The organism is Streptomyces panaciradicis, assembly GCF_023516615.1.
GTDB classification, from domain to species: Bacteria; Actinomycetota; Actinomycetes; order Streptomycetales; family Streptomycetaceae; genus Streptomyces; species Streptomyces panaciradicis.
Window position 1 is genome coordinate 1 of record NZ_JAMGBF010000048.1, and the last position, 17680, is coordinate 17680.

General features: G+C 71.3%; 15 protein-coding genes. 7 read left to right on the plus strand and 8 right to left on the minus strand.

The window, feature by feature from the left end; genetic code table 11:
• The 4 genes from iolD to galE all read left to right on the plus strand — a co-directional run.
• Positions 1 to 1806 (plus strand): 3D-(3,5/4)-trihydroxycyclohexane-1,2-dione acylhydrolase (decyclizing) (gene iolD, locus M8J74_RS18340; RefSeq protein WP_249837462.1); only part of this gene is annotated, 1806 nt, incomplete at its 5' end.
• 39 nt (positions 1807 to 1845) lie between these two features.
• Positions 1846 to 3339 (plus strand): CoA-acylating methylmalonate-semialdehyde dehydrogenase, encoded by a 1494-nt coding sequence (locus tag M8J74_RS18345; protein ID WP_249837463.1) that lies wholly within the window; start codon positions 1846 to 1848, stop codon positions 3337 to 3339.
• A gap of 35 nt (positions 3340 to 3374) precedes the next feature.
• Entirely contained in the window at positions 3375 to 4160 is a 786-nt protein-coding gene (locus tag M8J74_RS18350) for a GntR family transcriptional regulator (RefSeq protein ID WP_249837464.1), read from the plus strand.
• An 87-nt stretch (positions 4161 to 4247) separates the two neighbouring features.
• A complete protein-coding gene (galE, locus tag M8J74_RS18355) occupies positions 4248 to 5348 on the plus strand; it encodes a UDP-glucose 4-epimerase GalE (RefSeq protein WP_308406064.1) in 1101 nt (366 codons plus the stop codon).
• A gap of 64 nt (positions 5349 to 5412) precedes the next feature.
• Here the strand turns inward: galE and M8J74_RS18360 are convergent, their stop codons facing one another.
• Positions 5413 to 6777 (minus strand): UDP-glucose dehydrogenase family protein, encoded by a 1365-nt coding sequence (locus tag M8J74_RS18360; RefSeq protein ID WP_249837465.1) that lies wholly within the window; start codon positions 6775 to 6777, stop codon positions 5413 to 5415.
• A 52-nt stretch (positions 6778 to 6829) separates the two neighbouring features.
• Positions 6830 to 8113, minus strand: a complete 1284-nt coding sequence (locus M8J74_RS18365; RefSeq protein WP_249837466.1) for a glycosyltransferase family 4 protein — start codon at positions 8111 to 8113, stop codon at positions 6830 to 6832.
• 110 nt (positions 8114 to 8223) lie between these two features.
• Between M8J74_RS18365 and M8J74_RS18370 the strand changes: the two genes are divergently transcribed.
• Positions 8224 to 9195 carry a methyltransferase domain-containing protein gene (locus M8J74_RS18370; RefSeq protein WP_249837467.1) on the plus strand — a complete coding sequence of 324 codons (972 nt, stop codon included), beginning with the start codon at positions 8224 to 8226 and terminating at the stop codon, positions 9193 to 9195.
• A gap of 15 nt (positions 9196 to 9210) precedes the next feature.
• Here the strand turns inward: M8J74_RS18370 and M8J74_RS18375 are convergent, their stop codons facing one another.
• The 6 genes from M8J74_RS18375 to M8J74_RS18400 all read right to left on the minus strand — a co-directional run bounded on the left by M8J74_RS18375 (position 9211) and on the right by M8J74_RS18400 (position 15059).
• Positions 9211 to 10182 carry an NAD-dependent epimerase/dehydratase family protein gene (locus M8J74_RS18375; protein ID WP_249837468.1) on the minus strand — a complete coding sequence of 324 codons (972 nt, stop codon included), beginning with the start codon at positions 10180 to 10182 and terminating at the stop codon, positions 9211 to 9213.
• Entirely contained in the window at positions 10182 to 10904 is a 723-nt protein-coding gene (locus M8J74_RS18380; protein ID WP_249837469.1) for a sugar transferase, read from the minus strand. Before M8J74_RS18380 ends, M8J74_RS18375 begins: the two co-directional genes overlap by 1 nt.
• A gap of 71 nt (positions 10905 to 10975) precedes the next feature.
• The gene (locus tag M8J74_RS18385) at positions 10976 to 11938 is read right to left on the minus strand and encodes a glycosyltransferase family 2 protein (protein WP_249837470.1); all 963 of its coding nucleotides are present in this window, start codon (positions 11936 to 11938) and stop codon (positions 10976 to 10978) included.
• Positions 11935 to 12999: a glycosyltransferase family 4 protein gene (locus M8J74_RS18390; protein WP_249837471.1), complete on the minus strand. Its 1065-nt coding sequence runs from the start codon at positions 12997 to 12999 to the stop codon at positions 11935 to 11937. The genes M8J74_RS18385 and M8J74_RS18390 overlap by 4 nt, the downstream gene beginning before the upstream one ends.
• 96 nt (positions 13000 to 13095) lie before the next feature.
• Positions 13096 to 13851 carry a right-handed parallel beta-helix repeat-containing protein gene (locus M8J74_RS18395; protein WP_249837472.1) on the minus strand — a complete coding sequence of 252 codons (756 nt, stop codon included), beginning with the start codon at positions 13849 to 13851 and terminating at the stop codon, positions 13096 to 13098.
• 368 nt (positions 13852 to 14219) lie between these two features.
• Complete coding sequence (locus M8J74_RS18400; protein ID WP_249837473.1) at positions 14220 to 15059, minus strand: hypothetical protein; 840 nt, start codon at positions 15057 to 15059, stop codon at positions 14220 to 14222.
• Positions 15060 to 15160: 101 nt separating this feature from the next.
• On the opposite strand from M8J74_RS18400, the gene M8J74_RS18405 reads away from it, so the two are divergent.
• On the plus strand, positions 15161 to 16165 hold the full coding sequence (locus M8J74_RS18405; protein WP_249837474.1) for a glycosyltransferase family protein: 1005 nt from the start codon (positions 15161 to 15163) through the stop codon (positions 16163 to 16165).
• Positions 16131 to 17675: an oligosaccharide flippase family protein gene (locus tag M8J74_RS18410; RefSeq protein WP_249837475.1), complete on the plus strand. Its 1545-nt coding sequence runs from the start codon at positions 16131 to 16133 to the stop codon at positions 17673 to 17675. Before M8J74_RS18405 ends, M8J74_RS18410 begins: the two co-directional genes overlap by 35 nt.
• Positions 17676 to 17680: the final 5 nt, after the last annotated feature.

The window sequence follows — 17680 nt, forward strand, 5'->3', positions numbered from 1 at the left end:
GAGCGCGACGGCGTGCGCCACCGGCTGATCGCGGGCACCTGGGGCATCTTCGGGCACGGCAACGTCGCCGGCATCGGCCAGGCGCTCGTCGAGTACGGGGACGACATGCCGTACCACCAGGGCCGCAACGAGCAGTCCATGGTGCACGCGGCCGTCGGGTACGCCCGCCAGCTCAACCGGCTCTCCGCGCAGGCCGTGACGACGTCCATCGGGCCCGGAGCCACCAACCTGGTCACCGGCGCCGCACTGGCCACCATCAACCGGCTGCCGGTCCTGCTGCTGCCCGGCGACTACTTCGCCTCGCACGCCCCGGACCCGCTGCTGCAGCAGCTGGAGCACCCCACCGAGGCGGACGTGTCCGTCAACGACACCCTGCGCCCGGTGTCGCGGTACTTCGACCGGATCACGCGTCCCGAGGCCCTGATCCCGTCGGCGCTGAACGCCATGCGGGTGCTCGCGGACCCGGCCGAGACCGGCGCGGTCACCCTCGCCCTCCCCCAGGACGTCCAGGCCGAGGCCCACGACTGGCCGGAGGAGTTCTTCGCCGAGCGCGTGTGGCACGTACGGCGCCCCGCGCCCGACCCCTACGAGCTGGCGGAGGCGGTGGCGGCGATCCGGGCCGCCGAGCGCCCGCTGATCGTCGCGGGCGGCGGCGTCCACCACAGCGAGGCCGAGGACGCGCTGAAGGCGCTGGTGGAGGCCACAGGCATCCCGGTCGCCTCGACCCAGGCGGGCAAGGGCTCGCTGCGCCACGACCACCCCGCCGACCTCGGCGGCATCGGCCACACCGGTACGGCGGTCAGCGACGGCATCGCGCGCACGGCCGACCTGGTGATCGGCGTCGGCACCCGCTACACGGACTTCACGACCGCGTCCGGGACGCTCTTCCAGAACCCTGACGTGCGCTTCGTCAACCTCAACATCACGGCGTTCGACGCTCACAAGCTGTCGGCGCGGACTGTGGTGTGCGACGCGCGCGCAGGGCTCACGGCGTTGACCGAGGCGCTCGCGGATCACCGTGTGAACCCGGTTCACGAGGCGGCATACCGTGAAGGCAAGGAACGCTGGGAGCGGCTCGTCGACGCCGCTTACACGGCCGCCGACGAGAACGCCGTCCCCACCCAGACCCAGGTGCTCGGCGCCCTGGACGCGGTCGTCGGCGACGACGACGTGGTGATCAACGCCGCCGGCTCGCTCCCCGGCGACCTGCACAAGCTCTGGCGGGCCCGCAGCCCCCGCCAGTACCACCTGGAGTACGGCTACTCCTGCATGGGCTACGAGATCCCGGCGGCCATCGGCGTCCAGCAGGCCGCGCCGGGCACCCCGGTGTGGTCCCTGGTCGGCGACGGCACCTACCTGATGATGCCGACCGAGATCGTCACCGCCGTCCAGGAGGGCCTGCCGGTCAACCTGGTCCTCATCCAGAACCACGGCTACGCCTCCATCGGCGGCCTGTCCGAGTCGGTCGGCGGCGAGCGCTTCGGCACGGCGTACCGCTACCGGACCGCCGACGGAACCTTCTCCGGCGCCCCGCTCCCCGTCGACCTGGCCGCCAACGCGGGCAGCCTCGGCATGGACGTCCTGCGCGCCAAGACGGTCCGCGAACTGCGCGAGGCGCTCGCCGCGGCCCGCGCCTCCGACCGCCCGACCTGTGTCTACGTCGAGACCGACACCGCCGGCCCGGCCGCTCCCCCGGCCGAGGCCTGGTGGGACGTCCCGGTCGCCGAGACGGCCACCCGCGAGGCCGCCGTACGGGCCCGCGAGGAGTACGACCGCCAGGTCGCCGACCGCCGCCACCACCTCTGAGCCACCGCTGGTCCCCCCTTGCTGAAAGGCCCCCGCACCATGAAGACCATCACCCACTGGATCGGCGGCAAGCCCGTCGAGTCCGCCTCCGGCCGCTACGGCGCCGTGTACAACCCGGCGACCGGCGCGCAGGAGAAGCAGGTCGGGTTCGCCGACGTCGACGAGGTGGACGCCGCCGTGGCCGCGGCCAGGGCCGCCTTCGAGACCTGGGGCACCTCCTCGCTGGCCAAGCGCACCGCGGTGCTGTTCAAGTACCGCGAGCTGCTGGACGCCCACCGCGACGAGATCGCCGCGCTGATCACCGCCGAGCACGGCAAGGTGCACAGCGACGCGCTCGGCGAGGTGGCGCGCGGCATGGAGATCGTGGAGCTGGCCTGCGGGATCAGCGTGCAGCTGAAGGGCGAGCTGTCGACGCAGGTCTCCACCCGCGTCGACGTCGCCTCGATCCGGCAGCCGCTGGGCGTGGTCGCGGGCATCACGCCGTTCAACTTCCCGGCCATGGTGCCGATGTGGATGTTCCCCCTGGCCATCGCGTGCGGGAACACCTTCGTGCTCAAGCCGAGCGAGAAGGACCCCTCGGCCTCCTTCCGGCTGGCCGAACTGGCCGCCGAGGCGGGCCTGCCGGACGGTGTGCTGAACGTCGTGCAGGGCGACAAGGTGGCCGTGGACCGTCTGCTGGAGCACCCGGACGTCGAGGCCGTGTCCTTCGTCGGCTCGACGCCGATCGCGAAGTACATCCAGCTGAAGGCGGTCGAGCACGGCAAGCGCGTGCAGGCCCTGGGCGGCGCCAAGAACCACATGCTCGTCCTCCCGGACGCCGACCTGGACTTCGCGGCCGACCAGGCGATCAACGCGGCGTACGGTTCGGCCGGCGAGCGCTGCATGGCGGTGTCGGTCGTGGTCGCGGTCGGCGACACGGGCGACGAACTGGTCGGCAAGATCGCCGAGCGGGCGAAGGACCTGAGGATCGGTCCAGGCGACGACCCGGCTTCCGAGATGGGCCCGCTGATCACGCGCGAGCACCGCGACAAGGTCGCCTCGTACGTGGCGTCGGCGGCCGGGCAGGGCGCGCAGGTCGTGGTCGACGGCACCGGGTACACGGTCGAGGGCCACGAGGACGGCTTCTTCCTCGGCGTCTCGCTGCTCGACAAGGTCCCGCTGACGGCGGACGCGTACCGGGACGAGATCTTCGGCCCGGTCCTGGCGGTCGTCCGTGCGGAGTCGTACGACGAGGCGATCAAGCTGATCAACGACTCCCGCTGGGGCAACGGCACCGCGATCTTCACCCGGGACGGCGGCGCCGCCCGCCGCTTCCAGATGGAGGTGAAGGCGGGCATGGTCGGCGTGAACGTGCCGATCCCGGTGCCCGTCGGCTACCACTCCTTCGGCGGCTGGAAGGACTCCCTCTTCGGCGACCTGCACATCTACGGAAACGACGGCATCGCCTTCTACACCCAGGGCAAGGTGATCACCACACGCTGGCCCGACCCGGCCGACGCGGGGATCGACCTCGGCTTCCCCAGCCACTCCTGACAGACCGTCAACTCCTATCGGAGGGAGGTACGTCCATGGCGAAGACCCGTGGCGCGACCCGTGCCGCGAACGCCCCCGCGCTCGACTCCCTGGACTTCGCCCTGGACCGGGGCAGTCCGGTGCCGCTGTACTACCAGCTCGCCCAGCAGCTGGAGGCGGCCATCGAGCACGGGGTCCTCGCCCCGGGAAACCTCCTGGGCAACGAGATCGACCTCTCGACCCGCCTGGGCCTGTCCAGACCCACGGTCCGCCAGGCCATCCAGTCCCTGGTCGACAAGGGCCTGCTGGTGCGCCGCCGGGGTGTGGGCACCCAGGTCGTCCACAGCCAGGTCAAGCGTCCGCTGGAGCTCTCCAGCCTCTACGACGACCTGGAGGCGGCCGGCCAGGGCCCGACCACCCAGGTCGTGCGCAACGAGCGCCGGCCCGCCGCCCCGGAGGTGGCGGCCGCGCTCGGCATCGCCGAGGGCGGCGAGGTGATCGTCCTGGAGCGGCTGCGCCTCACCCACGGCCAGCCGGTGGCCCTGCTGTGCAACTACCTGCCGGCGACGTTGCTCGAGCTCGACACCACCCGCCTGGAGGCGACGGGCCTGTACCGCATGATGCGCACCGCCGGCATCACCCTGCACAGCGCCCGCCAGACCATCGGCGCCCGTTCCGCCACCGCCGACGAGGCCTCCCGCCTGGACGAACAGGAGGGGGCCGCCGTACTGACCATGCAGCGCACGGCGTACGACGACACGGGGCGGCCGGTGGAGTACGGGACCCACATCTACCGGGCCTCGCGCTACGCCTTCGACTTCCAGCTGCTGGTCAGGCCCTGACTTGACGCCACGGGCGGGCTGCCGCACAGTCGTACACATACGTCGTAAACGTACGTCGTCCTCCTCATCAGGGCCGGGTGAGGCACCGTGGACAAGAACCGGCACGCGCGGGCCCGCCCGGGGGCCGGTCGCCCCTGGGCCCCCTCCACCGTCCTCGTCACCGGCGGGGCCGGCTTCATCGGCAGCCACGCCTGCGTGGAACTCCTCGACCACGGCTACGAGGTGGTCGTCGTCGACGACTACTCCAACAGCGCCCCGCAGGTCTTCGCGCGGGCGGAGAGGATCGCCGGACGGTTCGTCGGGGCCGTCTACGAGCTCGACGTCCGCGACCGGCGCGCGCTGTCCGCCGTCTTCGACCGGCACCCGGTGGACGCGGTCGTGCACTTCGCCGCGCTCAAGGGCGTGAGCGGCTCGGCACGGCGGCCGGTGGAGTACTACGACATCAACGTCGGCGGCACCACCGCGCTGCTGTCGGCGATGCACGAGCACGGGGTGCACCGGATCGTCTTCTCCTCGTCCTGCTGGCTCTACGGCGACGCGGGCCCCGGACTGCTGGACGAGAACACCCCCGTGCGGCCCGGCAACCCCTTTGCCGCCTCCAAGTGGCTCTGCGAGCAGATCCTCGCCGACGTCTGCCGCAGGCTCCCCGAGTACACGGTGCTGTGCCTGCGGTACTGCAACCCGGCCGGCGCGCATCCGAGCGGACTGCTCGGCGAGGCTCCGCGCGGCGCCCCGGAGAACATGATGCCGTCCCTCGCGCAGGTGGCCGTCGGGCGCCGGGAGCGGCTGCGCGTCTTCGGCGGGGACTACCCCACCCCCGACGGCACCGCGATCCGCGACTACATCCACGTCATGGACACCGTCGAGGCCCACCGCGTGGCCCTCGACCACCTTGGCGACGCCCCCGGCATGCGCGTGTACAACATCGGCCTGGGCCAGGGAAGTTCGGTGCTCGACGTGATCGCCGCGTTCTCGGAGGCGAGCGGCGGCGAGATCCCGTACGAACTCACCGACCGCCGCCCGGGGGACGTGGCGACCCTCGTCGCCAATCCCGCCGCCGTCACCCGCGACTGGGGGTGGCGGCCGAGCCGCAGCCTGACGGACATGTGCCGGGACGCCCTGCGGTTCCAGCTTGTCAATCCGCACGGGTACGCCGGTACGGCACCCGTCGCCGATCGGCGGCCCTGAACCCGAGCGAACGCCGCCTTCGCCGGTAACCGGCTGCGGACACCGCCATGTCACGGCAGTGCGCTCAGTGGGGCGGCCCGACCACGCCGTCTTCCGCGTGCGGCGGGCAGAGCCTCGGGCGGCCCGGTGCGCAGAGCGTCCAGCCCGCCCTGCTCCAGGCGACCGGGTCGAGGCTGTGGCGTGCGTCCACGACGGTCGGGATGCGGACGACCTCGGCGAGAGCGGCCGGATCGAGCGCCCTGTACTGCGGCCAGTCGGTGAGGTGCAGCACCACGTCGGCCTGTTCGCAGACCTTGTTCACATCCAGCGCGAACTGCAGCTCGGGGTGCGCGGCCCGAGCGGCGTCGATCGCCTCGGGGTCGTGGACGCGGACCTCCGCTCCCCGGCGCCGGACCGCGTCCGCCACGGCGAGGGCCGGTGAGTCACGGACGTCGTCGCTGCCGGGTTTGAAGGCGGCTCCGAGCACCGCCACGCATCGGTTCTCGAAGGAGCCGCCGACGAGCCGCTCGGCAAGGCCGACCGTGCGACGGCGTTGCCGTTGGTTGATCTCGTCGACCTCCCGCAGGAAGGCGACCGACTCCGCCAGCCCCAGTTCCTCGGCTCGGGCGACGAAGGCCCGGATGTCCTTCGGCAGACACCCGCCGCCGAAGCCCAGGCCGGGCGTGAGGAAGCGCGGTCCGATGCGGGGGTCCGCTCCCATGGCCCGGGCGAGGGTGGTCACGTCGGCGGCGACGGCGTCGCAGACCTCCGCCATGGCGTTGATGAACGAGATCTTGGTCGCGAGGAAGGCGTTGGAGGCCAGCTTGACCAGTTCGGCGGTGGCGGTGTCGGTGCTGATGAACGGCACGCCGGCGGCCAGCAGGGGCGCGTAGATCTCGCGCAGTCGCGCCTCGGCGTGCGCCGAGCGGACTCCCGCCACGATGCGCTCCGGCCGCAGCGTGTCGTGAACGGCGCTGCCCTCTCGGAGGAATTCGGGGTTCCAGGCCACGTCTGCGTTCGCAGCGGTCGCGCGCAGCCGCCGGGCCAGCCGGTCCGCCGTGCCGACCGGCACGGTCGACTTCCCGATCAGCAGCGTCCCTCCGTCCGTTCCGAGTCGCTGCGAAGAGGTCAGGGCGTCGACCGCGGCCTCGACGTGGCTCAGGTCGGCGGCGCCCGAGGCCGGTTGCTGCGGGGTGCCCACACATACGAAGTGGGTGTCGGCGAACCCGGCGGCCTGCGCCAGTGAGGTGGTGAAGCGCAGTCGGCCCGCCTCGGCTCCGCGCCAGAGCAGGTCGGCGAGCCCGGGCTCGTAGAAGGGGGGTCGCGCGGCGGTGAGGGCGCCGATCCGGGCCGGGTCCACATCCACGCCGAGGACGTCGTGCCCGCTCTCGGCCATGCAGGCGGCGTGGACGGCTCCCAGGTATCCGGTGCCGATGACTGTCAGGCGCATGTTCTGCTCCCTGGTCGCGGTCGGTCGGAGGTTCCTCGACGCGCGTCTCGGGTCAGGAGCCGCGAGACGTCCCGGAGGCCCCGGCCGGGAAGGGCAGACCCAGCAAGTCCCGGTAACAGGCGTCGATGGCCTCGCACATGGCCTCCGGTGCGAAGGCCGTACGCACCCGTCGGCGGCCCTGCCGGCCCATCTGCGCCGCCTGCAGCGGGTGATCGAGCAGCCAGGCGACCGCTCGCGCGGCGCCTTCCGGGTCGCCGGGCGCCACCAGCAGCCCCGTCGCACCGTGCTCGACGAGGTCGGGTACACCGTTCACGGCTGTCGCGACGACCGGGCGGGCGGCGGCCAGTGCCTCGGTGAGGGCCCGGCCGAGTCCTTCGTACAGCGACAGCACGACGAAGACGTCCAGTCCGGCGACGAGCCGGGCCGCGTCCGGGCGGTGCCCGGTGAACGTCACCTCGACGTCCAGTTCCGCCGCGAGTCGTCGGGCCTCGGCTTCGAGCGGCCCGTCGCCGATCATGACGAAGGCGGTGTCGGGACGCACGGAACGCAGCGCGGCCGCCATACGGACGAAGTCGAGTGGCGCCTTCTGGCGGTCGATGCGGCACACCGTGCCGACGAGGGAGGCGTCGGGAGGCAGGTCCAGGATGCGGCGGGCCTCGGGATCGAACCGCTCGGGGATGTGTCCGAGCTCCACCGCCGACGGCACCACCCGGACCAGGCCGGGCGGAGCCAGGCGCTCCTCGACGGCCTGCCCCGCCACGCGAGGCGCGACGGCGAGGAACCGGTGGGTGAAACGCCGCGTGAGCCGCTCCAGAGCGCGGTAGATCATCTGCCGGGAGCGGGACATGTACGGGTGGAAGCTCAGCCCGTGGAACGTGTGCACGACGACCGGGGTACGGCACAGACGTGCGGCGATCCGCCCGAGGAATCCGCCCTTGGCCGAATGCGTGTGCACGACGGTGAACCGCTCGCGCCGGATGAGCCGTACCAGCCGCCACAGCACCAGCAGGTCAGCGGGGCTCAGGGTGTGCCGGAACCCCCGGATCTCGCACGTGTGCACGCCGGCGGCACGCGCCCGATCCCACAGGTCGCCGCCCGGAACGCCGGCGACCCACACGTCGTAGCGGGAACGGTCCATGCCGATGGCCGACAGCAGGGTGTTCCCTCCCGCGCCCGCGGAGAACCGGGTGATGACGTGCAGCACCTTGATCCGAGCCTGCGTCGGCGGCGAGGGGAGCACGGCCGTCGGCGCCACCCGCGGAGGCGTCGCGGGCCAGTAGTCGCGCATGGCTTCGCGGCGGCCCGGCCGCGCGACGACCACCCCATCCCGCATCATCCACCACCAGACGCAATCGCATATTTACGATGTATACGTACATCGTCGCCTATCGGGCGGAGTGGGTCAATCCGCAGGAAAATCGAGACGGCACACCCTGGAGGTGAGGCATGCCCCTGGTCGATCTGGAGGAGTTCCGGCAGCTGCTGGCGTGTCCGCGCTGCCGATCGCCCCTCACGACGCAGCCGGGCGGATTCAGCTGCACGGAGTCCTCCTGTCCGTACCACGATTCCCCGGCCTTCCCCGTGACCGGGCGGTGGCCGGTCCTCGTCGACTTCGACCGCAGTGTCGTCGGCCGCCCGGCCGCGGCGATGGCTTTGGAGCCGAAGGAGAGTTCCCGGCCGCACTGCCCGCAGGGCGCGGACGGGCTGCCCAGCCCGCTGCGCCGTGTGTGGAAGCCGCCCAACCGTGTCGCGGCCCGGAACATCGACCTTCTGCTGCGAAGTCTCACGGGGCCCGCGCCGCGGCTCCTCGTCGTCGGCGGGGCGACCGTCGGCAACGGGGTGGAGGCGGTCTACCGCGATCCCCGGGTCGAAGTGATCGGCTTCGACATCGTCGGCAGTCCGGTGACCCAGTTCATCGCCGACGCGCACCGGATTCCGCTGACGTCGGCGAGCGTCGACGCCGTGCTCGTGCAGGCCGTACTCGAGCATGTCCTCGACCCGGCGGCCGTCGTCGCGGAAATCCACCGGGTCCTCAAGGACGACGGGCTCGTCTACGCGGAGACCCCGTTCCTCCAGCAGGTCCATGCGGGCGCTCACGACTTCACGCGCTACACGGCGAGTGGCCACCGCTACCTCTTCCGGCGATTCGACGAGTTGGCGGCCGGACACGTCGCGGGCCCCGGCACCCAGCTCCTGTGGAGCATCGACCACACGGTTCGGGGTCTGAGCCGTTCGGCTCTGGCGGGACGGGGCGCGCGGGGACTGCTGTTCTGGCTGCGCGCCCTCGACCGCCTCGTCCCCCCGGACTACGCCCTGGACGACGCCTCGGCCGTCTACTTCCTGGGGCGCAAGCGCGATCGGGGCATGACAGCCGCGGAAATCATCGGGTACTACCGCGGGGCCCAGCCCCCCGGCTGACCCACGCCCCGGGCCTCAACGCCGCTCGGCAGGCACCCGTTCCTCGGGCCGTACGGGGAGCGAGGCCCGCTCGGCCCGCACCATGGCGGCCAGTCCGGTACGGATGTCCGTGCCTGGCCGATAGCCGAAGGCCGCCTTCGCCACGGTGATGTCGGCCGCGGTGCGCCGCGCGTCGCCCGGCTCTGCCGGACCCCGCACCACCCTCACCGGGGCGGCCAACAGGCCCACTTCGTCGATGACCCGGTTCATCGTCACCTCGCACCCTCCGCCGACGTTCGCGACCCCGGCCCACGCGGACAGCGCGGCGGAACGCATGGCCGCCACCACATCCCCGACGAAGGTGAAGTCGCGGCTCTGCGATCCGTCCCCGTACAGCGGGAAGGGCCGGCGCGCGCAGGCGGCCGTCACCAGCCGCGAGAACGCCATGTCGGGCCGCTGGCCGGGGCCGTACACGGTGAAGAGCCGCAAGGAGACCGTGGGCAGGCCGAATGCGGTGCGGTACGTCTCGCACAGCTGTTCCGCCGCGAGTTTGGTCACCCCGTAGGGGGACACGGGCCGGGGGCGCAGTGTCTCCCGCATCGGATACGCGTCCGCATCGCCGTAGACCGACGAACTGGACGCGAAGACCAACCGGCCGGGGCAGGTCTCGCGCATCGCCTCCAGCACGTGCTGGGTCACCAGGACGTTGCGTTCGAGGTACACGGCGAACTCCGGCCCCCACGAACCTCGTACGCCCGGCTGCCCCGCGAGGTGGTAGACGGCGTCCGCGGCCGCGAACAGCGGCTCCAGGCGCATGTCCAGCAGATCCCTCCGGTGGAAGGTGAACCGGTCCCGGCCCAGCAGGGCGGCGAGGTTGCGCCGCTTGCGGGCAGGCTCGTAGAAGTCGGTGAGGGCATCGATCCCCACCACGTCGTCCCCGCGGGCCAGCAGGTGTTCGCAGAGGTGCGAGCCGATGAACCCCGCCGCGCCGGTCACCACGGCGCGCATCAGGACCACCCCCCGGGACCACCGCGTCCGTCCTTCGCCCGGGCGGAGCCCCGGCGCGCGCCGCCCGCCCACAGGGCCGACAGCAGGTACAGGACGGTCCGGGCGGCCATGCGCAGAGTGTTGGGCACCGTGGCGCGACTGAGGAACTCCGCGTCCAAGGCGGTGCGTTGCGGAACGAGCACCGTGAGGTAGTACTCCTCCGGATCGCGGCTGCCGTCGAGCTGCCCGGCCTCCGCACGTGAGCGGAGCTGGCACGGGCCGGTGAGTCCCGGGCGGTGCCGGAAGACCCAGCGGTACTCCGACGGATAGCGCTCGGCGAGGCCCGGGATCTCGGGACGCGGCCCGGCCAGCGTCATGTCGCCGCGCAGCACGTTCCACAGCTGAGGCAACTCGTCCAGATGGAGGTGGCGCAGCATCTGCCCCGTCCCGGTCACTCGCGGATCGGACCCACTGGTGATCGCGGGGCCCGCGCCGCCCTTCCGCATGCTGCGGAACTTGTAGAGGGTGAACTCACGCCCGCCCTCCCCCGTCCGCCGCTGGCGGAACAGCACCGGTCCGCCGCTCGTGACGCCGACCAGTATCGCCAGCAGGACCAGCAGCGGGGTCAGAAGAACCAGCAGGGTGAAGGCGACGACGAGGTCCAGGGTCCGCCGCGTCGGCGACAGCGGCACGGCGTCGATGGAGGACAGGGGTTCTCGGGTGGAGCGGTCAACGGTGCACATGGGGCATGCCCGCCTCGCTTATGTCGTACATTTACGTCGTATACGCATTTTGCACGCACGGGTGGACCGGGTCAATCGCGAGCGATCGGGCGGCTGGTCCGAAGCCAGCGCAGGAACTGCCGGTAGACGGCGGGGGTGGCCCGGAGCTCCGCCCACTGCCCCCGCACAGCGGCGGCCGCCAGCCGCGCCGCCGGCTCGACGGTCAGGGTGAGTGCCGTCAGCAGCCACGCTCGCGGCACGGACCAGTGGCGGAACGCGTACCGCGTACGACTGCACAACATCAAGTAGTGCCGCCATGCCCCCAGTTGGCGAGAGCTGACGTTCTCGGCGTGGTGGACCCGGGCCTGTCCCACGAAGTACGAGGGCCAGCCGGCGAGGCGCGCCCGCCGCGCGAAGTCGACCTCTTCCAGGTAGAGGAAGTAGCGCTCGTCGAAGCCGCCCAGCTGACGGAACAGCGGTCGACGGACCAGGAAGAAGGCCCCTATGACCTGGTCCACCGCCCCTGAACGGGTCATCTCGCGTGCCCCGAGGTGCTGGGGCGGGAAGAGCGCGGGCATCAGCCGGTCGAGTCCCGTCATCTTCCCGACGTACATGCGCAGGTTGGGGAACCTCGAACAGGAGATCAGCGGACGACCGTCCTCGTCCACCATGAGCGCCCCGAATATGCCGAATCCGTCAGCGGCCGGAGACCGCAGCAGCCGGCCGACCACGGACAAGGTGTCGGGGCAGAGCCGCGTGTCCGGGTTCAGGAAGAGCACGTAGTCGCCGTGGCCGCGGGCCGCGCCCTGATTGCACGCGGCGGCGAAGCCGCGGTTGCGCGCGTTGCGGACCACCTCGAGCTCGACGCCGGCCGACGACAGGTCCTTCAGGGAGCCGTCGGTGGAGGCGTTGTCGACGACGACGATCCGGGCCACACGCAGCTGGGACCGGTCGGTGCCGGCGATCGACCGCACACAGTCCCTCAGGTACCGGCCGGTGTTCCAGTTCACGATCACGACATCGGCGGTCGGCACGGACCGAGCGGCGGTCGTCATCGGGCCACCGCCCCGAGTTCGAGTGCCGCCTCCCACCGGGGCAGCCACGCCTCGTACGAATACCTTCGGGCGGCGATCTCGCACGCCGCCCTGCCGACGCGTTCCCGGTGGGCCGCGGACGACTCCACCAGGCCGAGGATCGCGGCGATCCAGTCGTCCTGGGTGCGCGGGGCGGGCATGCCGAACTCGGAGAGCAGCTCGGCGTTGACACCGAGAGGTGTGGCCACCGCGGGCAGACCGGCGGCGGCGTACTGGAGCAGCTTGTATCCGCACTTGCCGAGGCTGTAGGCGTTCAGCTGGAGCGGCATCAGCCCCACGTCCACCTCGGACAGCGCCGCGCGCTGGGTGTCCGGGCTCCAGGCGACCCGGTCGACCAAGGACTCCAGGCCACCGAAGGACGGCGCGGTCGTACCGATCAGCGTCACCCGCGCGCCGGTTCTCCGGTGGATCTCCCTGAGGGCTTCGGCGATCAGCAGCAGACAGGACTCGTTGTGCGGCGAGCCGATCCAGCCGAGCCGCGGCGGGTCGTGCAGCTCGTAGGAGACCTTGGGCGCGTAGTCCTGCGGGGCCACGCAGCTCGGTATCACCACGACGTCCCGGTGGTGCCGTGACGCCCAGTCCGCCAGCACGCTGTTGCCCGCGATGACCCGGTCCGCGTGGTGCACGGCCACCAGCACCTTGTCCGCCTTGGGGGCGAGTCGGCGCAGGAGACCGCCCTCTCCGAGATCCCACTGCAGGGCGTCGTCGAAGTCGTAGACGGCGAACTCCGCGCTCGTCAGCAGCCGCCGTTCCCACCAGCCCCGGCTGAGCGGCGAGGCTTCCCGGTGCAGGAGGAGTGTTTGGGGCCGGGCGCGGGAGAAGGCGGCCAGCCGGCGCTCCGCCCGGGCCACGGACAACGGATGACGGACGAGACGGGAGGGAGCGGCGTTCGGCAAGGAGAGATAACTGCCGACGGCGAAGTCGGTGGCGGTGCGGTCGAGCCATTCGAAGACACGGACCCGCGAACTCCCCGCACCCCGGCCGTAGGGGGTGACCGCGAGGAAGTTCGAGCCGTGATCCACAGCTCCTCACTTGGGAGCAGATCAGGAATTTACGCCGTACACATACAGCCTAAGCGTGCGGCCGGTCGCAGCAACAGGTACGGACGGCGGGCTGGGTCAGGCGAGTCGCGTGGTGACGTCGGTGTAGGTGTTGCCCGAGGCGTCCCCCAGGAAGGACAGGTGATTCAGGATCGCCGGACTGAGATTCACGAACGTGTTCTCGACGATGTCGGTCCTGATCCCGTAATTGAGCTCGACTCCGGCACCACCGGCGTCACGGATGTCGTTTCCCACGATGGTCACCGAACTGGGGTTGAGCGTTCCGCTCCTGTCGCCGACGACCAGGCATGCCGCACCGAGCCCGGCGCCGCTGATCCTGTTGTTCCTGAAGACGATGTCCGTGCCGACGCAGGCGGACATGGCCGCCAGAATGCCGTACCGGGCGCCGGTGCCGGAGAGGTCCGCGCGCGTGATCGTGTTGTCCTCGACCAGAATGGCGGCGACAGTGTCCGAAGCGGAGTTCGGTTCGATGTCGATCGCTCCGGGCATGTCGTGACGGGCCATGTTCGTGAACGTGTTGTGATGCACATGCACCCGCGTCCCCGAGGTGACGCTGACGCCGTTTCTGTTGTCATTGGCCGCGGTGAACGCGCAGTCGTGAATCTCGACGGTGTGACCGTTGTTTCCCCCGGACCCGATGTTGATGTAGACGCCGTCCCCGATGATGTCGTAGAAGACGCAGTTCGTGATCCGGATGTCGCTGTAATCGCCCTGCACCCTGATCTGGTGACGGTGCTGGTTCCACACGTCACCCTGGTTGCGGCTGTTGCCGTCGAATCGCAGCCCGTCGATGGTGACGGCGTCACCGCCCACGCGCAGGGTCGCATCGTCGCTCCCGCTGGTCGTGGAGTGGTCCGCGGTCCTGAGGATCGACCCGTGGCCCTCGACGTGGCAGCCGGCGGGGATGAGGAGCTCGTGGACGGTGTACGTCCGGCCCGGCGGGAAGACGAGTCGCTTGCCGGCCGCCGCGTCGGCCGCGGACTGCACAGTTCCATGGTCCTCGACTCGTACAAGCCCGTGATCCACGGTGCGCTCCTGGGATTCGCCGAGAGGCTTCGCGGCCAGAACGGGCAGGGACAGCCATCCCAGCATCGATCTGCGGGACAGTGAGCCCGACGTGGTGGGGCGCGCCGTCGGCCGCGGCGGGGGACCGGAGCGATCGTCGGGACGCTCACCCGGGATCATCGGCGCTCCCGCGGTGGCGCGACAGTCTGCGGGCCAGGCACCGGGGGCCGCAGACCGCGCAGGGGCACGCGAACGGGATGGAAGGCACGTCGCCCCTCCGGGCGCGCGAGTTCGGCGGCGACCACGTCCGGGGAGATGTTCTGCCCGGTCGCGTTGAAGTATCGGTCCTCGCCCGGAGAGTGCCACCCGTGACGGAATCCGGTGTCCACCACCGAGTACCCCAGAAGTTGCGCGAACAGCGGATAGCGGAGCTCGTCGTTGCCCAGGTCGGGCGGGTCCGCGGCGGCGTAGTCGTCGAGGAACGCACGGGGGAAGCAGGGACCGATGCCGAGGCACGCGTACGGTGTCCCGTCGTAGCCGAGGTCGGCCCGCGCGCGGGTCAGCAGCCGGCGCCACTCCCGCGCCTCCTCCCGCCCGCCGAGCCAGCGCCAGTCGTCTCCGACGTCACTCTGGGGCGTCCACGCGGTCAGGCCGACCGCGTCGGGGGGCACCCCGGCGTAGATCCGCTCCAGGGAATCCGCCAGCAGCAGATCCCACTCCACGAGATGGAGGACGTCGAAGGACAGTCGGCGACCGACGTCGCGATACCAGTCGAGCAGCACCAGATCGCCGTTCTTCCAGTTCCAGGCACCGCTGTGGCGCGAGGTGTACAGCGCGTCGAGGCCGAGCAGCGGCCCGCCCGCGAGACGGAAGGCGGCACCGCGCACGCCTCCGGCGCCGCCGAACAGCCCGTACACCGGTACGCCCGGATTCAGTCGGCGCAGGAGCCGCACCCGGGCGCGCGCCACCAACGGGTCCCGGTGGAAACGAAAGACGACAGCCCGTTCGATACCCACGGCAAAATCTTAGGCATACAGGACAGTGTTCACATATCGCCATAGAATCGTACTGCTGCCGGTGACAAGGTCACCCACCGCCTTCGTCCGAAGGGCAGAGCATGGAAGACTCCCCCGCGCCGCTGCCGGGCACCGCGTTCTACACGGTCGCCGACCGGAGGTTTTTCCCAGGCCTGGTCGCCCTGCTCAACTCCCTGCGGCTGACCGGACACGATGAGCCCCTGTTCGTGGTGGACATCGGCCTCACGCCCGAGCAGCGGCGTCTGCTCGCGGGCCACGTCACGCTCGTGCGACCGCCGTCGCCCGACGCGCCCGCGTGGTTCCTGGCCCCCTACGGACCGAGCCGCCACCCGGCCGAGGTCGTGGTGCTCATCGACGCGGACATCATCGTCACCCGGCAACTCACCGAGATCACCGAGACGGCACGACGGGGCCGCATAGTGGCGTTCGTCGACTGCCTGCCCAACAGCCGCCGCTTCAGCCCGCAGTGGGAGTCCGTCCTCGGTCTCGGCGAACTCCGCCGCCAGCCCTATCTGAACGCGGGACTCGTCGCCTATCCGCACACCCTCTCCGACCGGCTGCTCCCGCCCTGGACCGAGGGGCAGCGAACCATCGGCATCGCGCACAGCAGATACGGCAAGGCCACCCTGGACGACCCCTTCTACTTCGCCGACCAGGACGTCCTCAACGCCGTGCTCGCCGGCCGCTTCGAGCTCGGGGAACTCGCCGTCATGGAGCACAGGCTGGCTCCCCATCCGCCCTTCCCGGGACTGACGCTGACCGACCGGCAGCACCTGACCTGCGCCTACGAGGACGGGACCCGGCCCTTCCTGCTCCATCACGTGCTGGCCAAGCCCTGGCTGGCGGCCACGAGGGACACCGTCTACTCCACGCTCATGACCCGGCTGCTGCTGGCCCCCGACGTCGCGCTCAGGCTGGACCCGGAAACGCTGCCCCTGCGGCTGCGCGAAGGGCCGGCCGCCGCCCTCGACCGGCGCAGGGCCGACGCCATGGCCTACGTCCACGACCACGGCCGGCACCAACTGGGCCGCTTCGGCATCAGGACGCGCCTTGCCCGATGGCGTGCACGGCAAGCCGCCCACTGAGGTCGGCATGGACATCGGACGGCCGCCGAGCGAGGACGAGGCGCTCTCGGCCGGTGAGTTGAAACGGCGTGCCAAGGCGGGCGTCTTCCTCGTCAGCACCCGTGGACTGGTCATCCTGCTGATCGGATTCGCGGGAAACGTGATCGTGGCACGGCTGTTGAACCCCGCCGACTTCGGCGTGGTCGCCATCGGCATGTCGTTCGTCCTCTTCGCCGGTCTCGTCTCCGACGGCGGTCTCGGCGCCGGACTCATCCGGCGCCGAGAGCCCCCGAGCGCGGAGGAACTGGGCGCCCTGAGCGCGTTGCAGCTCCTCGTGACGCTGGCGATGACCGGCCTCGCCCTGGCGGTCGCGGTCCCGCTCGGCCGGATCGCCTGGGTGACGGCCGTGATGGTCGCCTCCATGCCGTTCGTCGCGCTGCAGTTCCCGGGCCGCATCCTGCTGGAGAGAGCGCTGCTCTACCGGCGGCTCGTGGCGGTCGAGATGACACAGGTGCTGTGCTTCCAGGGGTGGGCCGTCGGCACCGTGGCGGCCGGTTTCGGCGTGTGGGGGCTCGCCACCGCGACGGTGGTCCGCGCCCTGACCGGGGCGCTGGTGATGGGGTTCGTGTGTCCGGCCGGACTGGTGCGACCGCGGCTCGAGTTCCGTCTCATCAAGCCGCTCGTCGGATTCGGCCTGCGGTTCCAGGCCGTCAACGCGACGTGGCTGCTGCGCGACCAGGCACTCAATCTGAGCGTCGCCGCTCTCGGCGGAGCCGCCCGACTCGGGCTGTGGACCCTCGCCAAGCGGCTGATGGAGATGCCGTACCTGGTGCTGCAGTCCCTCTGGCGGGTCTCGTTCCCCACGATGTCACGGCTCCACGAGGGGGACAGGGCGACCGGTCTCGTCCAACAGTCGGTCGACATCGCCTCGGTGGGCATGGGGCTGGTCCTGACCGTGCTCGCCGGTTCCGCACCGGGACTGGTGCCCGGTCTCTTCGGCGCGCAGTGGCGGGAGGTCGCGGTGATCGTCCCTGGGGCGTGCCTGGGTCTGGCCGTGGGCGGGGCGGTCTCGGTGGCCACCCAGGGATATCTCTACGCCGTGGGCGACGCGCAGGCCGTGCTGCGGGCGAGTCTGCTGCAGGCCCTCGTCTGGCTCGCCGTGGCGCTTCCGCTGCTGGAACCGCTCGGAGTGGCCTCCCTGGGCCTGAGCTGGGCCGTGGCGGGGGCCGTCGAGGCCCTGATGCTCGGCAGGGCGGTGGGCCGCCGCATTCAGGTCCACCTGTTCCGTCCCCTGCTCGCCCCCGTGCTCATCGGGGTGTGCGGGGCGTCGGTGGGGTGGACGGTCGCCGCCCGGGGCGGGGGCACCCTGTGGTCGGGTATCGCCGGCGGCGGCTGTGCCGCGGCCGTCTTCACGGTCGCCATGACCGCGGTGAACCGGCGTGTGGTGCGCCAGACCTGTGCCTTCGTGGCGGACTCGGTACGCGCCGCCCTGTCGCACACCCATGAGGAGGCCGGTGAGCGGCGGCGGTGACCGTG